15 protein-coding genes are annotated in these 21,399 nt (G+C 33.1%); 11 read left to right on the top strand and 4 right to left on the bottom strand.

Translation table 11 applies throughout. The features are described from left to right. The first annotated feature begins 23 nt into the window (after positions 1 to 23). The 4 genes from ACFCYN_RS08935 to ACFCYN_RS08920 all read left to right on the top strand — a co-directional run bounded on the left by ACFCYN_RS08935 (position 24) and on the right by ACFCYN_RS08920 (position 4,868). Complete coding sequence (locus tag ACFCYN_RS08935) at positions 24 to 2,012, top strand: alkyl/aryl-sulfatase (RefSeq protein ID WP_375948803.1); 1,989 nt, start codon at positions 24 to 26, stop codon at positions 2,010 to 2,012. A gap of 730 nt (positions 2,013 to 2,742) precedes the next feature. Next, positions 2,743 to 4,230 (top strand): amino acid permease, encoded by a 1,488-nt coding sequence (locus ACFCYN_RS08930; protein WP_375948801.1) that lies wholly within the window; start codon positions 2,743 to 2,745, stop codon positions 4,228 to 4,230. A 182-nt stretch (positions 4,231 to 4,412) separates the two neighbouring features. Further along, a complete protein-coding gene (locus tag ACFCYN_RS08925; RefSeq protein ID WP_375948799.1) occupies positions 4,413 to 4,601 on the top strand; it encodes a DUF305 domain-containing protein in 189 nt (62 codons plus the stop codon). A gap of 12 nt (positions 4,602 to 4,613) precedes the next feature. Next, a complete protein-coding gene (locus ACFCYN_RS08920) occupies positions 4,614 to 4,868 on the top strand; it encodes a spore coat protein (RefSeq protein ID WP_172445463.1) in 255 nt (84 codons plus the stop codon). A 40-nt stretch (positions 4,869 to 4,908) separates the two neighbouring features. Here the strand turns inward: ACFCYN_RS08920 and ACFCYN_RS08915 are convergent, their stop codons facing one another. Next, on the bottom strand, positions 4,909 to 5,493 hold the full coding sequence (locus tag ACFCYN_RS08915; RefSeq protein WP_172445462.1) for a TetR/AcrR family transcriptional regulator: 585 nt from the start codon (positions 5,491 to 5,493) through the stop codon (positions 4,909 to 4,911). Between the two features lie 139 nt (positions 5,494 to 5,632). Beyond that, the gene (speB, locus tag ACFCYN_RS08910; RefSeq protein ID WP_172445461.1) at positions 5,633 to 6,565 is read right to left on the bottom strand and encodes an agmatinase; all 933 of its coding nucleotides are present in this window, start codon (positions 6,563 to 6,565) and stop codon (positions 5,633 to 5,635) included. A gap of 253 nt (positions 6,566 to 6,818) precedes the next feature. Here speB and ACFCYN_RS08905 point away from each other — a divergent pair, with 253 nt between their 5' ends. Further along, entirely contained in the window at positions 6,819 to 6,968 is a 150-nt protein-coding gene (locus ACFCYN_RS08905; RefSeq protein WP_172445460.1) for a hypothetical protein, read from the top strand. A gap of 468 nt (positions 6,969 to 7,436) precedes the next feature. Then, entirely contained in the window at positions 7,437 to 8,969 is a 1,533-nt protein-coding gene (locus ACFCYN_RS08900) for a class I adenylate-forming enzyme family protein (RefSeq protein WP_172445459.1), read from the top strand. Between the two features lie 272 nt (positions 8,970 to 9,241). On the opposite strand, the gene ACFCYN_RS08895 is transcribed toward ACFCYN_RS08900, so the two are convergent. Further along, positions 9,242 to 9,853 (bottom strand): TetR/AcrR family transcriptional regulator, encoded by a 612-nt coding sequence (locus ACFCYN_RS08895; protein WP_375948796.1) that lies wholly within the window; start codon positions 9,851 to 9,853, stop codon positions 9,242 to 9,244. A 209-nt stretch (positions 9,854 to 10,062) separates the two neighbouring features. On the opposite strand from ACFCYN_RS08895, the gene kynU reads away from it, so the two are divergent. The 3 genes from kynU (at position 10,063) to ACFCYN_RS08880 (ending at position 14,115) form a co-directional block, all read left to right on the top strand. Beyond that, positions 10,063 to 11,349, top strand: a complete 1,287-nt coding sequence (kynU, locus tag ACFCYN_RS08890; RefSeq protein ID WP_375948795.1) for a kynureninase — start codon at positions 10,063 to 10,065, stop codon at positions 11,347 to 11,349. Between the two features lie 38 nt (positions 11,350 to 11,387). Next, a complete protein-coding gene (locus ACFCYN_RS08885; RefSeq protein WP_375948793.1) occupies positions 11,388 to 12,812 on the top strand; it encodes an amino acid permease in 1,425 nt (474 codons plus the stop codon). A gap of 508 nt (positions 12,813 to 13,320) precedes the next feature. Then, positions 13,321 to 14,115: an alpha/beta fold hydrolase gene (locus ACFCYN_RS08880; protein WP_375948791.1), complete on the top strand. Its 795-nt coding sequence runs from the start codon at positions 13,321 to 13,323 to the stop codon at positions 14,113 to 14,115. Between the two features lie 56 nt (positions 14,116 to 14,171). Here ACFCYN_RS08880 and ACFCYN_RS08875 read toward each other — a convergent pair whose 3' ends face one another. After that, positions 14,172 to 18,299, bottom strand: a complete 4,128-nt coding sequence (locus ACFCYN_RS08875; protein WP_375948789.1) for a S8 family serine peptidase — start codon at positions 18,297 to 18,299, stop codon at positions 14,172 to 14,174. Positions 18,300 to 18,644: 345 nt separating this feature from the next. On the opposite strand from ACFCYN_RS08875, the gene ACFCYN_RS08870 reads away from it, so the two are divergent. Together ACFCYN_RS08870 and ACFCYN_RS08865 are read left to right on the top strand one after the other, a co-directional pair. Beyond that, a complete protein-coding gene (locus ACFCYN_RS08870; protein ID WP_172445454.1) occupies positions 18,645 to 20,216 on the top strand; it encodes a spore germination protein in 1,572 nt (523 codons plus the stop codon). After that, positions 20,200 to 21,399: a Ger(x)C family spore germination protein gene (locus tag ACFCYN_RS08865; protein ID WP_172445453.1), complete on the top strand. Its 1,200-nt coding sequence runs from the start codon at positions 20,200 to 20,202 to the stop codon at positions 21,397 to 21,399. The genes ACFCYN_RS08870 and ACFCYN_RS08865 overlap by 17 nt, the downstream gene beginning before the upstream one ends.

Genomic DNA, 21,399 nt, shown 5'->3' with positions numbered 1-21,399 from the left:
TTACAAATAATTAGGAGTAAATTATGTTTGACAAAATTATCTTAAAAGTTGTTACCACTATTCTAATTCTACTAATGATATTGTTAAATACGAGTTATAAAGCATTTTCTCAGGTTATGCCTCCAACGATTAAAACCATTAAAATAAATGAAAAAATTTATAACGAACTAAATTTCAACGATAAACAAGATTTCAATGACGCTCATAAAGGATTCATAGCACCACTTAAGCAAACTCAAATTAAAAGTTCAGAAGGTGCTGTCATTTGGGATAGCAGTCAATATTCAATCATAAATCAAGGTACAGCACCATTAACTGTTAATCCAAGTCTATGGAGACAAGCCAAGCTATTAAATACTCCCGGACTTTATAAAGTAGTAGATGGTGTATATCAAGTACGTGGACAAGATATATCGGTAATGACAATAGTAGAAGGGAAAACAGGTTTAATCATCTTAGATACTTTATCTACTATTGAAACTTCTAAAGCGGCAATGGACTTATATTATGCTAATCGGCCTAAAAAACCAGTAAGTGCAATCGTAATTAGTCATAGTCACGCTGATCATTTTGGAGGAGTTAAAGGAGTAGTACAATATGCTCTAAATTCAAAAAAAGTACCAATTATTGCTCCCTTAAATTTTTCCAAAGAAGCAGCAAGTGAAAATATACTTTTAGGTAATATCATGTCAAAAAGAGCAGAGTATATGTTCGGAATCTTAATACCTGCAAGTAAAAAAGGTTACGTAACAAATGGGATTGGTCCCAGAATAAGTGCAGGTACAATAAGCTTTTTGCCCCCGACAATTGAAATAAAAGATAAAATTAAATCGATGGAAATTGACGGGATCAAGTTTAAGTTTTTACTAACTTTAAATACAGAAGCTCCATCGGAAATGCATTATTATATAAATGATTACAAAACTTTAGTAGTGGCTGAAAATACAGGACATACAATGCATAATTTTTACACATTAAGAGGTGCTAAAACGCGAGATTCTTCAAAATGGGTTAAAGCATTGGATGACACGATCAAACTGTTTAGTAACGAGGAAATTAAGACATTAGTTACAGCTCATAGCTGGCCATTATGGGGGAAAGAAAGAGTACTAGAACAGCTTTCAATCCAACGAGATTTATATAAGTACATTCATGATCAAACGATTCGCCTAGCAAACCAAGGGTACACAGCGGATGAAATTGCTGAACAAATAAAGTTACCTAATCGTCTTAATAAATATTGGGCGAATCGAGGATATTATGGAAATTTAAAACAAAATGCTAAAGCAGTTTACAATTATTATTTAGGCTATTTTAATGGAAATCCCTCCGATTTGGATCCCCTTCCACAAATAGAAACTGGTAGTAAATACGTTCAATATATGGGAGGAGAAAAGAAAATCTTAAAGCTCGCAAAAGCAGATTTTAAAAAGGGGGAATATCGCTGGGTAGCACAGGTTTTAAAAAATGTAATCATGTCTAATCCGAATAATAGAGAAGCAAAAGAATTACTTGCTAAATCTTACGAACAGTTAGGATATCAAGCGGAATCAGCATCGTGGAGAAATTATTATTTAACAGGAGCACTAGAACTAAGAAAAGGTGTAGAAAAAAAGGCAGTTACACAATCAATCAATACTGTAGACCAGCAAACACTATTAAATATGGATGTAAATGACTTGCTGGATTATATATCAGTTACTTTAAATGGTCCAAAAGCAGAAAATAAAAGCTATTCTTTTAATATAAATTTTACAGACTTAAAAAAGAATTACATAATTAATATAAGAAATTCTGTTTTTTATTATCATCAAGATGCACAAGTTCCACATCCAGATGCATCTTTAAATGTAGATAAAGTAACTTTTTATTTAATTATGGCTGGAAGACTTGATCTTGATCAAGCGATTGCAAATAATAAGCTAATGATGACTGGTGATAAATTGAAATTTAATGAAATGTTAGCTTTGCTTGACCACTTCAATGTGTGGGTCAATATTGTTACTCCTTAAGATTAAAATAAAAAAACATCCTTCCTACACATAGAAAAGGATGTTTTTTGGGTTTTTTAATTCTAAAAATTCAGAAAAATAACTTGAGCATTTTATTCATTTCTTTGTATAGATCGAATTACTTTTAAAGGTATGATTCTAAGAAAATAAAAACTTAACAGTGATGATTTTCAAAGATAGAGTTTCTTTCATTTAGAATTCTAAAATATGTCTTAACTCTTGTTATTAAAGGAAAATCAATACTTCATCATAACGAAGCGCTTTCAAAATATGATTTTTCTAATCTAAAAATTAATACTTGTTTTATGTATAACTTTGGATTTAATATATATTTATTGTTTCAAATAAATATACGATTTTTGAAAAATATACTATTCTTGAATAACTCAAAATTATCTAAACAATGAAAAAATTCCTGTTATTTTTCGTCATATTATGATAATTTAAATTAAGTACAACTTAACGACGAAAGCAAAAAAAATGAAAACGTTATCAATGGTGCAGGTATAAGATTTATTGATTCGATAAGTTTACAAGGGAGTATTTACATCTTTACACTGCTCACCTTCTAGGATTAGTATTAAAATGGGTAATTTAGACTGTGTTTTGCAAAATATTAACAGAAGGACAATTTATTCAACAGTGGATCGATTAGAATTCAAGCTCTTAAAATTTTAACAGTCTTATTCGTATTAGGAGAAATTTCAATTTAAAATAAAGAGGTGTATTCATGCAAAATACAAACCGAAAAAATGATTTCACTATTGAAAGTAACGCGCCTAAAAAAGAGCAATTAGAGAGAAAACTAAAGACAAGACATTTAACAATGATCGCTATGGGCGGTACGATTGGTACTGGGCTATTTTTAGCAAGTGGAGCAACAATTAGTCAAGCAGGTCCTGGCGGTGCACTTGTTGCATATATGATTGCTGGTATCATGGTTTATTTCCTAATGACTAGCTTAGCGGAAATGGCAACTTTAATACCAATTTCTGGTTCTTTTAGCACTTATACTGCAAGATTCGTCGATCCGGCACTAGGCTTTGCTGTCGGTTGGAATTACTGGTATAACAATGCGATTATCCTTGCATTAGAATTATCGGCATCGGCGTTAATTATGAAATATTGGTTCCCGCATGCTCCAGGTATTATATGGAGTGCAATATTCCTTGCTTTAATATTTGGTTTAAATGTTCTATCTGTTAAAGGATATGGAGAATCTGAGTTTTGGTTTTCAACTATTAAAGTAGCAACAATTATCATTTTTATTATAGTTGGATTATTAATGATATTCGGTATTATGAGTGGTCATACTGGTGGATTTGATAATTTTACAAAAGGAGAGGCACCATTTAAAGGTGGTTTCTTATCGATATTTAGTGTATTTATGGTCGTAGGATTTGCTTTCCAAGGAACTGAAATGGTTGGGGTAACTGCTGGTGAAAGTGAAAATCCTCAAAAGAATATTCCAAAAGCAATTAAACAAATCTTTTGGCGTATTTTATTATTTTATGTATTAGCGATTTTTGTGATTGGTTGTTTAATAAGCTATAACGATCCTAATTTATTAGGTGGAGATGTAGATGCTATTGCGATTAGTCCATTCACATTAGTATTTAAACATGCTGGGCTTGCGTTTGCAGCGGCTGCGATGAATACAGTCATTTTAACGTCAGTTTTATCTGCAGGAAATTCAAGTTTATATGTTGGTTCTCGTGTACTATGGGTATTAGCTGAAGAAGGAAGAGCACCTAAATTCTTACGAAAAGTAAATAAAGGTGGAGTACCTGTTGCTGCCTTAATTGCGACAACATTGATTGGTATGCTTTGTTTCTTAACTTCATTATTTGGTGATGGTACCGTATATTCTTGGCTGTTAAACGCAGCAGGTTTAGCAGGATATATTTCTTGGCTAGGTATTTCTATTACACATTACCGCTTCCGTAAAGCTTATATTGCCCAAGGAAGAAAATTAAAGGATTTACCGTATTTAGCGAAATGGTTCCCACTTGGTCCAATTCTAGCAACAGTGTTATGTTTAGTAGCAATGCTAGGTACGAATTATGAAGCATTTACTGGTGGTAAAATTGACTGGTATGCGGTTTCAGTATCCTACATCGGATTACCATTATTTATAATTGGTTATATAGGCTACAAGGTAATTAAGCGAACTAAAATGGTTAAATTAGAAGAAGCTGACTTTAGTAGTGAGTTATAATTTATAATAAAAATTTTTAAGAGGGTATCCGAAAAGGGTGCCCTTTTTTTATATTTTGTAAGTTTCAAATTGAAGAATAAGTCCTTTAGTTGGGAGCTTAAACCTGATATTTTTAATGTATTTTTTTACAGAATTTAGGAAAATTAATAAGGTAGTTTTTTGATCGAAAGGAGAGATTAGATATGAGCAATTCATTAACAGAACTTGAATTAGAAAATCTTCGTCACATCATTGGAGGGCATAGTACGATTTCTAATAAATTAGAGGCTTATGCTAAAAATTGTTCTGATCCAGAATTAAAAGCATTATTACAAAGAGATGCACAATCAGCACAGCAATCTAGACAACAACTTTTAAATTTTTTAGGATAAGGAGGCACAACTATGTTTCAAGATAAAGATATGGTAAATGATTATTTAGCAGGACTAAACGCTAGTTTAACAGCTTATGCTGGATTCATTAATGAATCTAATAATAATGAATTAAGACAAACATTAATTCAATTACGCAATCAAGATGAAGCACGTCAACGTACATTGTACAATTATGCACTTCAAAAAGGGTTTTACAAGCCTGCTGCACCTGCCTCAGATGATATCGTACATCAATTTAAAGCTGAATTGACTTCAAATCAGTAATAAAAGTAAAAAAGGCATTCGAGTCTTCGAACGCCTTTTTTTATTGGTCATTTTTAAAGCCGTACCAAAAGTTTCTCCATATATTCGATATTCTTGGTTTCATCTTTTCAGCACCATAATAAGATAGTTCAATAAAAATCCCATCAATTAAACAATAAAAAGACATAACAAAATCTTCAACATTACCAACGCGAATTTCCCCATTTTTAATCCCTTTATCGATCACTGATCTTAAAATTGTGGACATTGCTTCTTCAGATTCCATGAACTGAGTATGTAATTGTTCTTTTAAAGATTCAGGTGAAAAAAAGACTGCTCGGTTTAAGAAAGTAGACTGTTCCTCAAACTCAATATAATATTTAAATGTTACATTAAGAATTTGATAAAGTTGTTCCTTTACTGATAACTCATGTATGTTTTCCATCAACTCTTCTACTTTTTTCACATGAAGCCATAAAATATTTTCATAAATGGTAAGAAAGATTTCTTCTTTACTTTTAAAATGGTTATAAATTGATGGCTTTTGAATGCCAACTGCTTTTGCAATTTCAGTCAAACTTGTGCCTTCATAGCCATTTTTGGAAAATAAGGCGAGTGCTGCTGCGATAATCTTATCCTTTGTCATATTTCATCCTCCGAAACTAACTGTTGTTAGCTAGATTATAAACTGGAATCACAGTTAAGTCTAAATAATGTTGATTTTTAATGCAAAAAAGCTCTGTTAGGGGAAAACAGAACTTTTTTATGAAATATTTATTTTTTAGTTATTTATTGATTTTCAATGTTGCTAAACTAGCAAATTCATGAACAAGTGTTGCAGCTAAAAGTGATGTAATTTGAGTTGGGTCATATGATGGAAGTACTTCAACAACATCAAAACCAATAAAATTAAAGTCAGTTAACGAACGAATCATTTTTAATGTTTCCATACTATTGTAGCCGCCTACTTCAAGAGTCCCAGTTCCAGGTGCACAAGAAGGATCGACAAAATCAATATCAAATGTTAAGAAACATGGTGTATCACCAATTACTTCTTTTATTTCTGTTAAAATATCCTCAAATCCACGTTCATACATTTCAGGAGTTGTAATTACATTGTAACCAAGCTCATGGCTAGCATCTATATCTCCAGGATGGTTCAATGTGCCTCGAATACCTAATTGGAAAACTTTATTTGGTATTAAAAGTCCTTCTTCGTGAGCACGAATGAAAGGTGAACCATGCCAATATTTTTCGTCGTAATATGTATCCCATGTGTCCGTATGAGAATCAAAATGAATCATTGCAACTGGACCATATTTCTTAGCAGCAGCTCTTAAGTTCGCTAAAGTGATCGAGTGGTCCCCACCTAAACCAATTGGAATGATGTTATTATCCATCAATTCAAACATTGCGTCTTCCATTATTTTATAGCTTCGATGAATATTATGAGGAATAACCGACACATCTCCAATATCGATCGCATTACTATCGTCAAAAGGGTATACCTTATGAATTGGGTGATATGGGAATAGTGTCATAGAAGATTGACGGATTGCCTGAGGTGCAAAACGTGCACCAACGCGAAATGAAGCCGCAGTATCAAATGGCATACCGACAATTGCGATTTTTGCATTTTCTCGTGCAGAAGGTAATCTCATAAACGTTCCAGTTGTACAAAACTCAGGTTTTACATCAGGTGAAAGTGGATATTTCATAAAAAATCATCTCCTAATTTTTAAGTTCATTATTTATTAACTACCGGTAGTTAGTTTAATATGATTATAATTCTGTAAATCTGAATAGTCAAACTATTTCGTATTTATTTTTTTAGTTTCTGATAAAAATAATCTTAATCCGAATAAGAAAGACCTTTGAATCTTAATATGAAAATACATAAATTTCTCGGGATACACTGATCCTTTTTGCAAATAATAAATTTGTTAAAACAACAAAATTAGGAGGGGTATTATGCCAAAGAATCAACAAGGTAAGCAAAATATGGGTTCTAATATGCAATCAGGAACTAATCCACAAAAAGTAAAACAACAAATTCAAACTGACGTAGCCAATGGACAAGGAGCAATGACTTCTCGCGAGGCAGGGGCTATGCGCGATTAAAAAACCACTTAGAGTGGTTTCAGAGTGTTGAAAAATAAAAATGAATCTATTTTCCTCGCAGATAAGACCTTTAATCAATTAATGCATTGGATGGGGTTAGAAAGTGAGAATGATTATTTGAAGTCATACTTAGTTCATCACAAATTTCTAAAGTTTATCCTCTTTATTTTAAAGTCATCCTCACCTGAGAATGGCTTTTTCTTGATTGCCCTATTAGTTAATCTTACAAATCTGAACAAAATTAAAATGATAATTTAAGCTTATAAAGGAGAGGGAATGATCGAGCTAGAATAAATTAAGAAACCAATAGAGATGGAGTGAGGAAATGTATTGAATAGAAGGGAAACTATCTAATTAATAAATTGAAAATTCTGTATTTAAAGTCCCTTTACATTTATGTTTCACTTATTATAACAGTTTTAAGGTCCATTGATTAAATTCTAAATTATTTAAAACGGGGGTAAGTAAATGAGTATCGGAAACGTATTATCGTTAAACGCACAAAGACACCCAGATAAATTAGCATTAGTCTATCAAGACCGTTCATACACATATAAGGAATTCAATAAAATTGTTAATCGTTTTGCATGGGGGTTACAGAAACTAGGCTTAAAAAAAGGTGAGAAACTAGCACTTATGATGGCAAATTCAGACTTGTTTGCGATTAGTTACTTTGCAGGAGTAAAAATAGGTGCGGTTGTTGTTCCTGTTAATTTCAGACTCGTATCTCGTGAAGTTGATTATATTTTGGAACAGTCGGATAGTGTAGTGGTAATTTGTGATGCCGAATTAGAACAAGTCGTTTTAACTGCTTCAAAATCAGCAACTAAAGTAAGAAACATAATTACTGCTCCAATAAGCTCATCGCCGAATTGTTTAAACTTTTTTGAGGTTATGACATCAATTGATGGTGATCCGCAAGTAGAGATTTCAGCCGACGATGATTTTCATTTACTTTATACTTCTGGAACAACAGGTCAGCCAAAAGGTGCACTTTTCGACTATAAAAGAATTGAAAAATTAATAAATGGTTTTGGTGCAATAATGGGACAGAGCTGCGATGATCGATTTTTGCATGTTGCTCCATTATTCCACTGTGCTCAACTTGTAATCTTCCTTTTACCGGGTATCTATTTAGGTATGACAAATATTGTTCATAGAGAATTTAACCCAGTAAATGTTTTAAAGGATATAGAAAAATACAAAATTACTTTATTCTTCGGTGTCCCTACAATGTATAACTACTTGCAGCAAGTTCCAAATGCGAAATCATATGATCTATCATCCGTTAAAAGATGCGCATACGGTGCAGCCCCAATGCCACCAGAAATATTAATGAAAAGTATGAAACTATTTAATACAAATCAATTTTTTAGTTTATGTGGACTAACAGAAGGAGGCCCTACTGGTTTTTATCTTTCTCCTGATGATCATGCGCAACATTTTGGTAAAACTGGAAAAACACCTTTTCCTTATACAGTCATTAAAGTAGTTAATAAAAAGGACGAGGAAGTTGTACCTGGTGAAGTTGGCGAATTGATCTTAAAAGGTGAAACAATTATGAAGGAATATTATAAAAAGCCAAAAGAAACAGCAGAAACGATTAAAGATGGTTGGTTGTACACTGGAGATTTAGCTGTTGTTGACGAAGAAGGATACCTTACGTTAGTGGACCGTAGTAAAGACATGTTAATTTCAGGTGGAGAAAATATTTACTCGGTTGAAATAGAGAATGTTTTATACGAACATGATTCTATTTTAGAAGCGGCAGTGATCGGTACTCCAGATTCAAAATGGGGAGAGGTCGTAACAGCCATTGTCGTATTAAAACCAAACCATCATTTATCTCTTGAAGAAATTCAAGCTTTTTGCCGTGAGCGGGTAGCAGGTTATAAAATTCCTAGACAAGTAGAATTTATTAATCAACTTCCTCGTAATGCTTCTGGTAAAGTTCAAAAGTTTATTTTAAGAGATACGTATTGTAGCGCTAAATCGAAATAGTTTCTCGTTTGTGGTAAAAACCTGCGGGGAGGTTCGGCTTCCTTGCGGGTTTTTTTGTGTTATTTCATCAATATCAACAAAAATCAATGTTATATCAACAAAAATCAATGTTATATCAACAAAAATACCTAGTATATCAATAAAGTTCACAGCTTTATCAACAAAATACATAATTTGTTCGTATTTCTGTTAATCCGACACTTAGAAGAGAGCTGTTACTTCTTTGCATACCAAACAAAAAAAGCTGCCTCAAACTTTAAAGACAGCCACTACTAATAAAGACCAGTAGTATATAGTGATGTGATTGTTTTTGCAATTTCATCTATCGAATAATGCTGCTCATTTCGAACGATTTCCCATAAGTACATCTCATTTGTAAAAAACCAAGCTCTTGCGACTAGTTCAGGGTTTAACTCTTTTCTTGCTAACCCTTTTACTTGAGCGTAAGAAATATCTAATGTTATGCGATTAATAAATTTTTCTCGGATCGTTTTCCATTTGTCAGAGATTACGTCAGATATTCCAATACCTTGTTCGAAAATTTGCATCATATTTCGCTCATCTTCTGCCATTTTTAGAAATAAAGTAGCCTGTTTATATATGATCGATTCTGCTGATTCTTTGGTTTCTGGAAAAAAAGAAGTTTCAGCAATTGTATAAAATCTTTCCATAACGCTTTCCATTAATACAATCAAAAGGTCTTCCTTGCCTTTAAAGTGAACATACGCTGTTCCATATCCGATATCAGCTCTTTTTATCATTTGTGTAATAGTAGCTTTTTGAAATCCTTCTTCAAGAAATACTTCATTAGCAGCTTCTAAAAGTTTCTGTCTTGTCATTAATGAACGTAATTGACGCTTAGATTCTACTTTGTCATTACTCATACTTACAATCCTCCAAGATATATTACTTCTAGCATATAGGTAAATTAATCAAAATGGAAGAAATGTAAGAAAAAACTGAACTTTATAAGCTAGTATAATATTTGAATTGTTTTTATTATCTGAAAATATGACATCGTGTCATTGACATAATGTCAGTTATTTTGATATGATTTTTTCATAAATAGTAGATTGATAGAGGAGGAGCAAAAATGGATACGAAAGTAATAGATAATACATTAGATTACGCAAAAAAAATGGACAGTGTAGATTCACTTACAAAGTTTAGAGATGAATTTTACTTAAAGCCTGGTTCAATCTATATGGATGGCAATTCATTAGGGCTGCTTTCTAAAAGAGCCGAGCGTACTTTACTAGAATCTTTAGATGATTGGAAGAATTACGGTATAGATGGTTGGACGAATGGAAATCATCCTTGGTTTTTCATGGCCGAAAAATTAGGAGAGAAATTGGCTCCATTAGTAGGTGCTTCTTCTGAGGAAGTAATTGTAACCGGTTCCACAACAGTTAACTTACATCAGTTAGTTGCTACATTTTTTCAACCAAATGGTAATCGAAAAAAGATTTTAGCAGATGAGCTTACATTCCCATCTGATATTTATGCTCTTCAAAGTCAACTACGTGTTCATGGATTAGATCCTGAAAAAGACCTTGTTTGTGTAAAGAGTAGAGATGGCCGTTATTTAGAAGAGGACGATATCATTAATGCAATGACGGATGAAATCGCTTTGATTATTTTACCGACAGTTTTATATCGAAGTGGTCAAATTTTAGATATGATGCGTTTAACTGAAGAAGCACATAAACGAGGAATTTTAATTGGCTTTGATGGATGTCATTCAGTTGGATCAATTCCACATTCATTTAGTGAGTGGGATGTTGATTTTGCCTATTGGTGTAATTATAAGCACTTAAATGGCGGACCAGGTGGCGTAGGTGGCTTATTTGTTAACCGTAAACATATTGGAGCAATGCCTGGACTTGCAGGTTGGTTTAGTTCAAGAAAAGATAAGCAATTTGATATGGAGCACACTTTAACGCCTGCTGAAACTGCTGGAGCTTATCAAATCGGTACACCTCATGTATTAAGCTGCGCACCATTAATTGGTTCATTAGAGATTTTTACAGAAGCAGGTATTGATGCAATTCGCGAAAAATCACTTCGTATAAATCAATTTTTAATGGATTGTATTGAAAAAGAATTGCCAAACATGGGATTTTTCATTGGGTCACCTAGAGAAGATGCACGCCGAGGAGGGCATGTGAGTCTGGAGCATGAAGAAGCAGCACGTATTTGTAAATCGTTAAAAGAAAACGGTATTATCCCTGACTTTAGAGCACCGAATATTATTCGTCTTGCACCTGTAGCACTTTACACATCTTACGAGGAAGTCTGGGAAGTTGTTCAAACACTTAAGAAAATCATGATTGAAAAGCAGTATGAAAAATTTAAAAATGAACGTGAAGTTGTGGCATAAGATCAGTTGGCTATCGAAGGGGACAAGGGGATGAGATCATGAAGAAATCCACCACTAATTATAAAATTGAAAACGAGCAAGAAAAAGGCTTAAAAAGGGAGTTAAAAACAAGTCAACTGACGATGATTGCAATGGGGTGTGCGATCGGGACAGGTTTATTCCTTGGAAGTGGACTTGCAATAAAAACTGCTGGACCGAGCGTATTACTAAGTTATGCAGTAGGTGCTTTCATCGTTTTACTACTAATGGGGTGCTTAGCTGAGATGACTGTTGCACATCCTACAAGTGGCTCGTTTGGAACTATTGCCGAAAAATATATTCATCCTATGGCTGGTTATCTTGTCCGCTATTCATATTGGGTGGCACAAGTACTTGCTGTTGGAGTAGAAGTAAGTGCAATTGCAGTCTATATGAAATATTGGTTTCCAACAGTGCCAGGAATTGTTTGGATTACGTTTTTTGCAGCAGTTTTAATTTATATAAACGCTACAAGTGTTAATACATTTGCAACATTTGAGTATTGGTTTTCAATGATTAAAGTAAGTGCAATTGTTGGTTTTATCTTACTTGGATCGTATGTCTTATTTGGGTCATCTAACCATGGGAATATAGGTGTAGAGAACTTGACCAATGATGGTGGATTTATGCCATTTGGTTGGTGGGGCATGTGGGTAGCTGTTTTCATATCATTATTTAGCTTTCTAGGAACAGAAATGATAGCGGTTACAGCAGGCGAAGCAAAAGAACCCGATATTGCTGTTCCAAAAGCTCTTAAAGCAACGGTTTTCCGTTTATCGATTTTTTATGTATTAACAATCGGAATCATGCTGATTATCGTTCCATGGAAGTCGGCAGGAGTAGATGAAAGTCCATTCGTAAAAGTAATGGAAATATTAAATATTCCTTTTGCATCTGGCGTTATGAATTTTATTATATTGACTGCAGCCTTATCTGCGATGAATAGTCAATTATATGCTTCGACGCGAATGGTGTATTCACTATCAAAAAGCAATCATGCTCCGAAGATTTTAGGGAAAGTCAGTAAAAGAGGTGTTCCAGTAAGCGCGCTTTCAGTTTCAACGATCGGGATTATTGTTGCTGCTATTGTCAATGCCGTTCTTCCAGATTCTTCTTATGCTTTTATGATGGGAATTTCAATGTTCGGTGCCATGTTTACATGGATGACAATCTTTATATCTCATCTGTTTTTTAGAAGGAAATGGGAAAAATCAGGCGGTAGAAAATTACCAGTAAAAATGATTGGATTCCCTTATTTCACAATTTTAGGAGCAATTTTATTATTAGGATTAACGATTACTTCTTGGTTTACAGGCTTTAAAATTATGCTCCAGTTCGGAATACCATGGTTAATTGTATTATCTGTAGCGTATCTATTTATTAATAAAAATCAGAATCATAATATACAACGAAATGATTCTGTCTTTAAAACAAAAGATAGATAAGTTCTATATTATAAGGAGATGTCTCATAAGTTATTGTGAGGCATCTTTTTTTGCCCAAAAGACGAACAAAATATGGACTTTATTCATAAAGCTGTGAACTTTGTTCATAAAATAGTGACTTTTGTTCATAAAGCAGCTAATTTTGTGCATAAAAGGCTGGTCTTCGTTCATAAATTTCTTTGACAGATTTGATCGTTGAAATAGCCAGGACTTAAGATTGAAAAATGCGAACATAAATTGAACTATATTGATAAAGTTGTGAACTTCGTTGATATAATGCCAAAACCGGTTGAAATAACACAGATTCTCGTTGATATAGTATAAAAATCAGCTAATAAATTGGAATCATACGAATGATAATCATTCAATCTGCTCAAAGAGAAAATTAATAATAGAAAATACATAAATTGGTATATATTTTTAAATAATGGTAATTTATATTTATAATGTGGATAAAGGGTAGACGAAAATAGTCTACTATTTAATGAATAAACTAGAATGGGGTTGAATGATCATTAATAGTAAAGTAGAACTTCAAAATTTAACAATTGCGTATAAGGATCAAGGTAAAGGTAAGACAATTGTTTTAATTCATGGATTTATGGGAAGTCATGAATATTGGGAAAAAGTAATACCAAAGCTTGCAGAGAATTATCGAGTAATCGCAATTGATTTACCTGGGCATGGAGAGTCTACTTCTATAAAGGAAGAACATTCAATTGAAGATTATGCAGATGTAATGAAAGATCTACTAGATCAATTAAACATTAGCCAAGTAACTATGTTTGGGCACTCATTGGGAGGCTATATTACACTAGCATTTGCGGAAAGATATGATCGGTATTTAAATGGATTTTCATTAATTCACTCTACAGCATATCCAGATAGTGCTGAAGCAAAAAAAGGTAGAATGGCAAATGTTGAAAAAGTTAAAAATGAAGGAGTTAAAAATGTAGTGGATGGATTGATTCCTAAACTTTTCTCTCCAAAAAACTTCCAAAAAAATAATTCAGAAATAGAATCAGCAAAGGAAATTGGTTATAAAACTTCAGTCGAAGGTACGGTTAAAGCACTGATTAGCATGAAGGACAGACCAGATCGAAATCATGTACTTAACGATACGAATTTACCAGTACTATTATTAGCTGGGAAAGACGATCAAATCATTCCGCCAGAAAAAACTTTTTCAGTCAAAAAAGATAATATAAAAACTGTTACTTTAAACAGTGCGGGGCATATGAGCATGTATGAGTCACATCAGGAGTTAGTTAATGAAATGAAGGATTATTTAAGCTCATTTTAGAAAAACTATAGAATTCTAAAAAAACGTCGGAACTAAAAGATCCGACGTTTTTTACGTTATTGAATATTTAAATCTTTCATTATATCCTCAAGAGTTTCGCCTTTAATTTTCTTTTTACCTTTTGGAGCTTCTAAGACATCAGGGTTAGGTGTTAAATAATTCCTTTGAACAAAGCTCATATCCTTTGCATCAACGATCCCATCGAAATTGATATCAGCTGCGCGCTTGTTAGTACCCCAATATGTTTTAATATAATCCGCATCTAATACATCGATTATATCATCGTTATTTACGTCTCCGCCCATAACGGGTGCGTATAAAATATAAGATAAGCGTCCAACGGTATTACCATTCGTAATGTCATATAAATCATTAACAGTTACATGTCGATCGAAATGACCTGGAATTTTGACAGTTAAATCGTATTCTTCATTAGTAGCTGGTAAATTTTTAACAAAGTAGCGTGCGCTGCTGTTAAATTCTCCTGTATATGTCTTACCACTTTTTGAAACTAATTTTAAACTCATACCAGCTTTAGAAAAGTCTTTTTTGTAGTCTAACCAAATACCCCAATCATCTAAAAATCCGTCCGCAAGTATACCACCTTCAAGCTGAGAGTAAGTTGGAACGATATTGATCCCTTGACCGAAACCTAGAATAGTAGCAGGTGCTTGATTTAATGAAAATGCTGTAGATTTTGTAATATCAATGTTTTGAATCCATTTAATATATGTGCTTGGTTTTTCCTTCACTTTAAATGTAATATCGATTAATGGCATAGCGGTTTGAATTGGCTGGATTGAATCACCAGTTAATTGTGTATTAAGTATGATATTATTTGTAGTTTGGTTAATTATTTTAAGGTCAGCATTTAAACCATGTGACTTAGCATAATTAGTAAAATCCTTATTTAATGATACATTTGCGATGTCATAAGTTGTTGAAGGGAATGTTAATGTAAATTCTCCACCTGTTAAATCTTTAATATTATGTGCACTAAGTGATAGCGTTACATTTTCGCCGTATTTTACATCATTTTTGCTTGCTGCTAGTTTTGCATATGGAAGTCCTTTTTTTACAAGTGTGTATGAGAAATCAGGATGATCTTGCATACCATTTTGTGCATAGTCATAGGCATCTAGAGTGGTTTTTGTGACATCTTTACCGTCTATTAGACCTAAATTAAATTCAAAGTCACCATTTTTTTCAATTGCTAAAGGTGTTGATGAGTATTTTGTTTTATTAATTAAGTTAACCATGTTAGAAGACTGATCCCAATTAAATCCGTTTTGATTCATGATATCTACTTGTTGATCATAGATGTTACCCTTTACATTCATACCGTCTTCAGTTACTTCATATACTCCACCTGGTTGTTGCATTTTTACGATAGGGTTCGTATTTTCAATATAAAAGATATCAGACTTTTTAAATGTTTTACCTTCTCTGTTAGTTGCGATTAGTTCCAATTCATATTTTCCTGGAGGTGCAAGCTTTTTTGAATATGAAATTGGATGATCTTTATGACCTGTAAATGCACTATAAAGTCCGTTAAATCCGTACTCAGTTTCAAAAGGAGTATCCTCTGTGAAAAGTCCTTCGTATGCATCAACCAGTCCGAGTTCTTTCCCAGTTTTCGCATCTTTTAATACAAGATCTACCGTTTCCATCGAACTATTAAGTGAAAATTCAATACCTGTTCCAGATGGGAAACTATGATTTAAGTCTCGTCGTGTTGTGAATGCGTCTTCATATGCATTGATATTATTAATGCCTTCTTGTAAGTGCTTGAAGCCAAATGGTAATTGATAAACTTCATCAGGATTACTATTGTCTGTAATATAAATATAACCTTCATAATTACCAAATTCTGCTGTATCAGGGATGTGAATCGTTGGTTTAATTTTTATTGTTTTGTTTGCATTAAGTGTAATTGAATCAGGTACATCTAAAGTTACATTATTAGCTAAAGCATCTTTAGCACCTTTTACATTTTGATTAAACTTAACTTGAACTTTATATTTTTTCTTTTTGTTACTATTATTCGAAATAGAAACTACTCGAAAGTCTGTTTTTTCTTTGTCCTCAGTAACCTGTGGACCGAAGCTTAAAGCTCCTGTAACATCTGGTATTGTTATATCATTACCATCTTTTGTACTGATTGTTTTATCTAGCACTTTAATATGCAAGTTAGCATGTACTGCTTCATAAACATCTATTCTTCCTGCACCTACTTCGAATACACTGTAATCTTTTTGTAGCTTATCTGCTGTATTCATTAAAGCAGCTTTGACATCTTCTGGTTTATATTCTGGATGTTTTTGAAGAAGGAGCGCTACTGCTCCAGCAACATGAGGTGTAGCCATAGATGTTCCAGATGCACTCATGTATGCGTTTGTATAATCAGTTAGATGATTTGGTCCATTTTGATAAGCTGGTACACTTGAGAAAACAGCAACTCCAGGTGCAGTAACTTCAGGCTTAATATCATAAAATCTGGTTGATGGACCACGCGAACTAAAGTCAGCTAATGTATCTCCACCAGTTTTTATTTCACTAAGAGAGTTTAAAGTAAATGTCGCATTCCCTTGATTTACTTGATCAACAACTTTTAATCCTTGTTCATTTGTAAGCGTAAATGAAGGGATAAAGTCAAATCCGTTTCCAAGATAATGAGGAATTTGGCCTTCTTCTGGGTTATTATTGTACATTAAAACTGCTTTTGCACCATGTTTCTTAGCAAGCATTACTTTTTCATTTAAAGAAAGTATTCCACGTTCGATCAGTGCGATTTTTCCATTTACATCCTTGCCGTTATAATCACTTTCACTATTTCCTAATCCTACAAATACGATTGGTAGAGACTGATTTTTTAATGTATTTAAGTCATCATCAAAGCTTTTTGCTAGAAGTCTTAAATTCGAGAGTGATAGATTATCATTTGAACTAACCGTACCAGTAGCTGTAGGGATAGTCATAGAAAAATCACTTGCACCAACTGTTAAAGCTAGCGGAGAAGTACCAGGTGAACCAAGTGAATATAAATCACTACCAGAGTTACCAGCCGCAATGACTGCAGTCGTTCCAGCTAAAACTGCATTATTTATTGCGATTGCATTTGGATCAAGAGGATCATTATAATTTGAACCTAATGATAGATTAATAACATCCATTCCGTCTGCTACTGCTTTATCGATGCCTGCGATGATGTTACTTGAAGTTCCTGATCCATATGGTCCAAGCACTTTGTATGCATAAAGGTCAACTCCAGGTGCAACTCCAGTCACTGCATAATCTGTTTTATTTTTACCTTGACCCGCAATCGTTCCAGATACATGAGTTCCATGGGAAGTATAGTATGTAGATCCAGCTAACGCATTAGTTTCGGGTTCTCCAGATTTTTTCCAGTCATCGTAAGTTGTTTCCATTGGATCAGAATCGTTATTCACGAAATCATATCCACCTTTATAAACATCTTTTAAATCAGGATGATTATAATCAATTCCTGTATCTATTACAGCAACCTTCACACCTTTACCAGTAATACCTTCTTCATGAAGCTTTGTTGCACCAATATTTTCAGTACTATCATCTGCAGGGGAATGACTAATTGATTCACTTGATTGTGTCTCGGATGGAGATGGATCTATTTGGATAATTTTATCTTCGAATATTGCTTTTACTTCATCCATCGCGAGAATAGTATGTACTTCATTAGCGGGTACAGTCATCGCAACACCGTTAAATGCTTGACGGTATTCTTTACGAATTTGAATATTTGGAATGGCTTTTTTTGCTTGTCCGATTTTATTTTTAAAATTTTGGTGAGATTTTTCTACTTTATTTTTAGCAACGTCTAGGGAAACTGCTATGCCATTTTCTTCGTTTTTCTTTACATCCGTTTTAGCCGGGTCCTGTGCAAATTGAACGATGATGCTCACAGGTTTATTACTAGTCGTATCGAGCTTAGGTGATAAATATTTATCTTGGTCCGTTGTTTCAACATTTTTATGAACTCGATTGCGATCCTCTTTTGTTAAATTTTTCAAGTATTGCTCAACGTTTGATATGCCACTCTGAGAAGTAGAATCAACCGAAGCAAAAGTGTGACTAGAAAATAGCAAACTAGCTGCTATAAAACTAGTAGAAACAACCTTGAGTGGCATGACTAAATTACTCTTCAAATACAATACACCCCTTCAAATTTATCTTAAGGAATTAACCTTATATTCTGATTATTAGAAATATTTAATTGACAGTCAATTGGGTTATTTATCCCTTATAAAATCAACGTTTTCCCACTCCTGAATTAAAATCTCTCTAATTTTTTAAAAAAAAATGTTCAAAAACATCAGAAAACATAATAAAAAAATGAATTTTGTTGTTTTTAAACGTTTCCTAATTATTGAACAAAATAAGAAATTCTGCATGATATTGTCTCTTAATTCAAAAAAATGGTAATAAATAGCATAATTTTTCTACATTTAACAAATTTTAAATAGTAATAAATAAATTGATAGGTGATTGGTATGCGATTGGGTTATCCAAAGAGAAGTAGACAATCAGACAAAGTTAAAGTTCAAGTTGTTTTATCATCCGAATTACAAAAAAATTTACAAAATATAAATAATGAACTGCAATATTGTGCGGATTTAATTACTAGAGAGTTTGAGGTTGGGGAAACCAAAAAAAGAAAAATGGCACTAATCCATTTGCAAGGCATTTCAAATGGTGACATGATTAGCCAATTTGTTGTTGATCCGATTCTTCATAAATGGAAAAACTCTAATGTAGATAATTTAAGTGATCTTAACTTTTTTAATGAACTAAAAGACAATACGTTCGATGTTCCACAAGTTAAAACTGAAACTGAATGGAATAACATCATGATGTCGTTGTTAAATGGTGACACTGCGATCTTTCTTGATCATCAGCAAAAAGTATTACTTATTGATACGAAGGGTGGGCAATTCCGTTCAGTTTCAGAATCTACTGGGCAAACGATTATTCGTGGCCCAAAAGATAGTTTTACTGAGTCGATCGCAACAAATATGTCCTTGCTTCGTTATCGAATTAGAAATAAACAGTTTAAGATGGAAATGTTGAAGGTGGGCGATATCACAAATACAAATGTGGTCATTTCCTATTTAGAGGACAAGGTGGATAAAGAATTATTGCATTCAATAAAAGAAAAAGTTGAAAATATTAAGATTAATGGTGTTTTAGAAACAATTTATATTGAATCGCTTATTGAAACAAAGCCTTATAGCCCATTTCCAACAGTTTTGGATACTGAAAGACCTGATGTGATTGCAGCAAACTTATTAGAGGGGAGAATTGGCTTACTTGTGGATGGTAGTCCAATAGGGCTTATTTTGCCAGCTACATTACCGATGTTTTTTCAGTCACCAGATGATTATAATCAGCGTTATATTGTTGGTACATCTTTACGATTATTACGGTCAGTAGCTTTTTTTATTTCTTTACTATTTTCAGCTTGTTTCCTTGCATTAATTACACATCATCCTTCTATGATTCCTACACCATTAATGGTTAGCCTTGCTGCCCAAAGGGAAGGCGTTCCGTTCCCTGCGATAGTAGAGTTATTATTATTAGAATTTGCATTTGAGATTATAAGAGAAGCAAGTATACGTAGTCCAAGAGTGCTTGCTTCAACGGTTGCAATTGTAGGCGCACTAGTAATTGGTCAAGCGGTTGTTCAAGCGGGAATCGTTTCCACTGCTATGATTATCGTTGTTTCAATTACTGGAATATCTAGTTTTACAATTCCAAATTACAGTGTTGCTGCTTCAGCTAGATTAGTTAGATATTTATTTATAATAAGTGCAGGTGTTGCTGGTTTATATGGTATTGCATTAATGTTTTTATTTTGGTTAGTTCATTTAAATACGATTGATTCATTTGGGGTGCCATATTTAATGCCACTATCTCCATTATCTATTAAAGATAATGAAGATACATTTATTCATATTCCTAAGAGACTATTAAAGACTGAAAAGAAAGATGTAGTTCCAGATTCATCTCGAATACGAAAAAAACAAAAAAATAAAATGGGTGAAGAAAATGAATCGAATACGTAAGATCGCATTAATCATTCCATTATTATTATTTAGTTCAGGATGTAGTAATTACACTGAATTGAACGAAATTTCATTTATATTAGGGCTTGGAATTGATTGGTCAGAAGACTCAAATTATAAAGTTACATTACAAATAATTAGTCCAACTGACTTATCAACAGGTGGAACTGGAGGTGGAGGTGGAAACGCATCACCAGTTTTTGTTTATACAAGCACTGGAAATACAATTTCTGCAGCAATTCGAGATGCAGCAAAAAAAATAACGAGAAAAAAAGATTTCACACATGTTGCACTAACAGTAATTGGTGAAAAAGCAGCTAGACACGGTATTGAAGAGATTGTGGATAGTATAATTAGAGAACCACGTGTTTCAGCATTTATGTCAGTACTTGTAGCTAAAGATTCAACAGCAGAGAATATTCTAAATACATTGACACCCATTAAAAAAGTTGCAGCTGTTGCAATGGTATCAAAGATACAAAATGTAAATTTTTCACTAGGTGAAAGTGTAAATCCAAATATATTTCAATTAGCTGAAAACTTAGCATACACAGGCAAAGAGATTGCGATTAGTGGTGTCAAAATTACTGATAATTCTAAGGGGAAAAATAATTTGACTAACATTCAAAAGATGACTCCTTCACAAACGTTTATAGATGATTTGGCTGTTTTTCGAAATAATAAACTCATCGGTTGGCTTGATGGAAGAGATATTAGAGCCGTATTAATGGTTCAAGATAAAATCGAACAGTCAAATTTTTCAGTACCTTGCGGGGATAATAAATTTACCTCACTACGTTTTTTAGAACAAGATATTAAAACCGAAGTGGATGTTAATGGAAATGTACCTGTTATTAAGATTAAAGATATACTATTGAGTTTAGTCGATGAAACTGGCTGTAAAATTAAACTAGAAGATGTAAGCGACTTAATTAAATTAGAAAAAGAAGCTGCAAAAGTTGTAAAAAAGCAGATTGTTGAAAGCATTGAACACGCTCAAAAGTATAAGAGTGATGTTTTTGGTTTCGGAGATATCGTTCATACGAGTAATCCTAAAAAGTGGAAAGCAATTAAAAATAATTGGCCTGAGGAATTTTCAAAAGCAAAAATTGACGTTAAAGTTACATTTATTATCAAGCGAACTGGACTATTGGGCAACCCAGTTAACTTGAAAAGGGAATAA

Origin of the sequence: Gottfriedia sp. NPDC056225 (genome assembly GCF_042267765.1) — a bacterium.
GTDB lineage: Bacteria > Bacillota > Bacilli > Bacillales > Bacillaceae_G > Gottfriedia.
This window is presented reverse-complemented; position numbering and strand designations above follow the sequence as displayed.

Coding starts and splice junctions, on each gene's coding strand:
- ACFCYN_RS08935 (WP_375948803.1), top strand. CDS start 24: ATGTTTGACAAAATTATCTTAAAAGTTGTTACCACTATTCTAATTCTA.
- ACFCYN_RS08930 (WP_375948801.1), top strand. CDS start 2,743: ATGCAAAATACAAACCGAAAAAATGATTTCACTATTGAAAGTAACGCG.
- ACFCYN_RS08925 (WP_375948799.1), top strand. CDS start 4,413: ATGAGCAATTCATTAACAGAACTTGAATTAGAAAATCTTCGTCACATC.
- ACFCYN_RS08920 (WP_172445463.1), top strand. CDS start 4,614: ATGTTTCAAGATAAAGATATGGTAAATGATTATTTAGCAGGACTAAAC.
- ACFCYN_RS08915 (WP_172445462.1), bottom strand. CDS start 5,493: ATGACAAAGGATAAGATTATCGCAGCAGCACTCGCCTTATTTTCCAAA.
- speB (WP_172445461.1), bottom strand. CDS start 6,565: ATGAAATATCCACTTTCACCTGATGTAAAACCTGAGTTTTGTACAACT.
- ACFCYN_RS08905 (WP_172445460.1), top strand. CDS start 6,819: ATGCCAAAGAATCAACAAGGTAAGCAAAATATGGGTTCTAATATGCAA.
- ACFCYN_RS08900 (WP_172445459.1), top strand. CDS start 7,437: ATGAGTATCGGAAACGTATTATCGTTAAACGCACAAAGACACCCAGAT.
- ACFCYN_RS08895 (WP_375948796.1), bottom strand. CDS start 9,853: ATGAGTAATGACAAAGTAGAATCTAAGCGTCAATTACGTTCATTAATG.
- kynU (WP_375948795.1), top strand. CDS start 10,063: ATGGATACGAAAGTAATAGATAATACATTAGATTACGCAAAAAAAATG.
- ACFCYN_RS08885 (WP_375948793.1), top strand. CDS start 11,388: ATGAAGAAATCCACCACTAATTATAAAATTGAAAACGAGCAAGAAAAA.
- ACFCYN_RS08880 (WP_375948791.1), top strand. CDS start 13,321: ATGATCATTAATAGTAAAGTAGAACTTCAAAATTTAACAATTGCGTAT.
- ACFCYN_RS08870 (WP_172445454.1), top strand. CDS start 18,645: ATGCGATTGGGTTATCCAAAGAGAAGTAGACAATCAGACAAAGTTAAA.
- ACFCYN_RS08865 (WP_172445453.1), top strand. CDS start 20,200: ATGAATCGAATACGTAAGATCGCATTAATCATTCCATTATTATTATTT.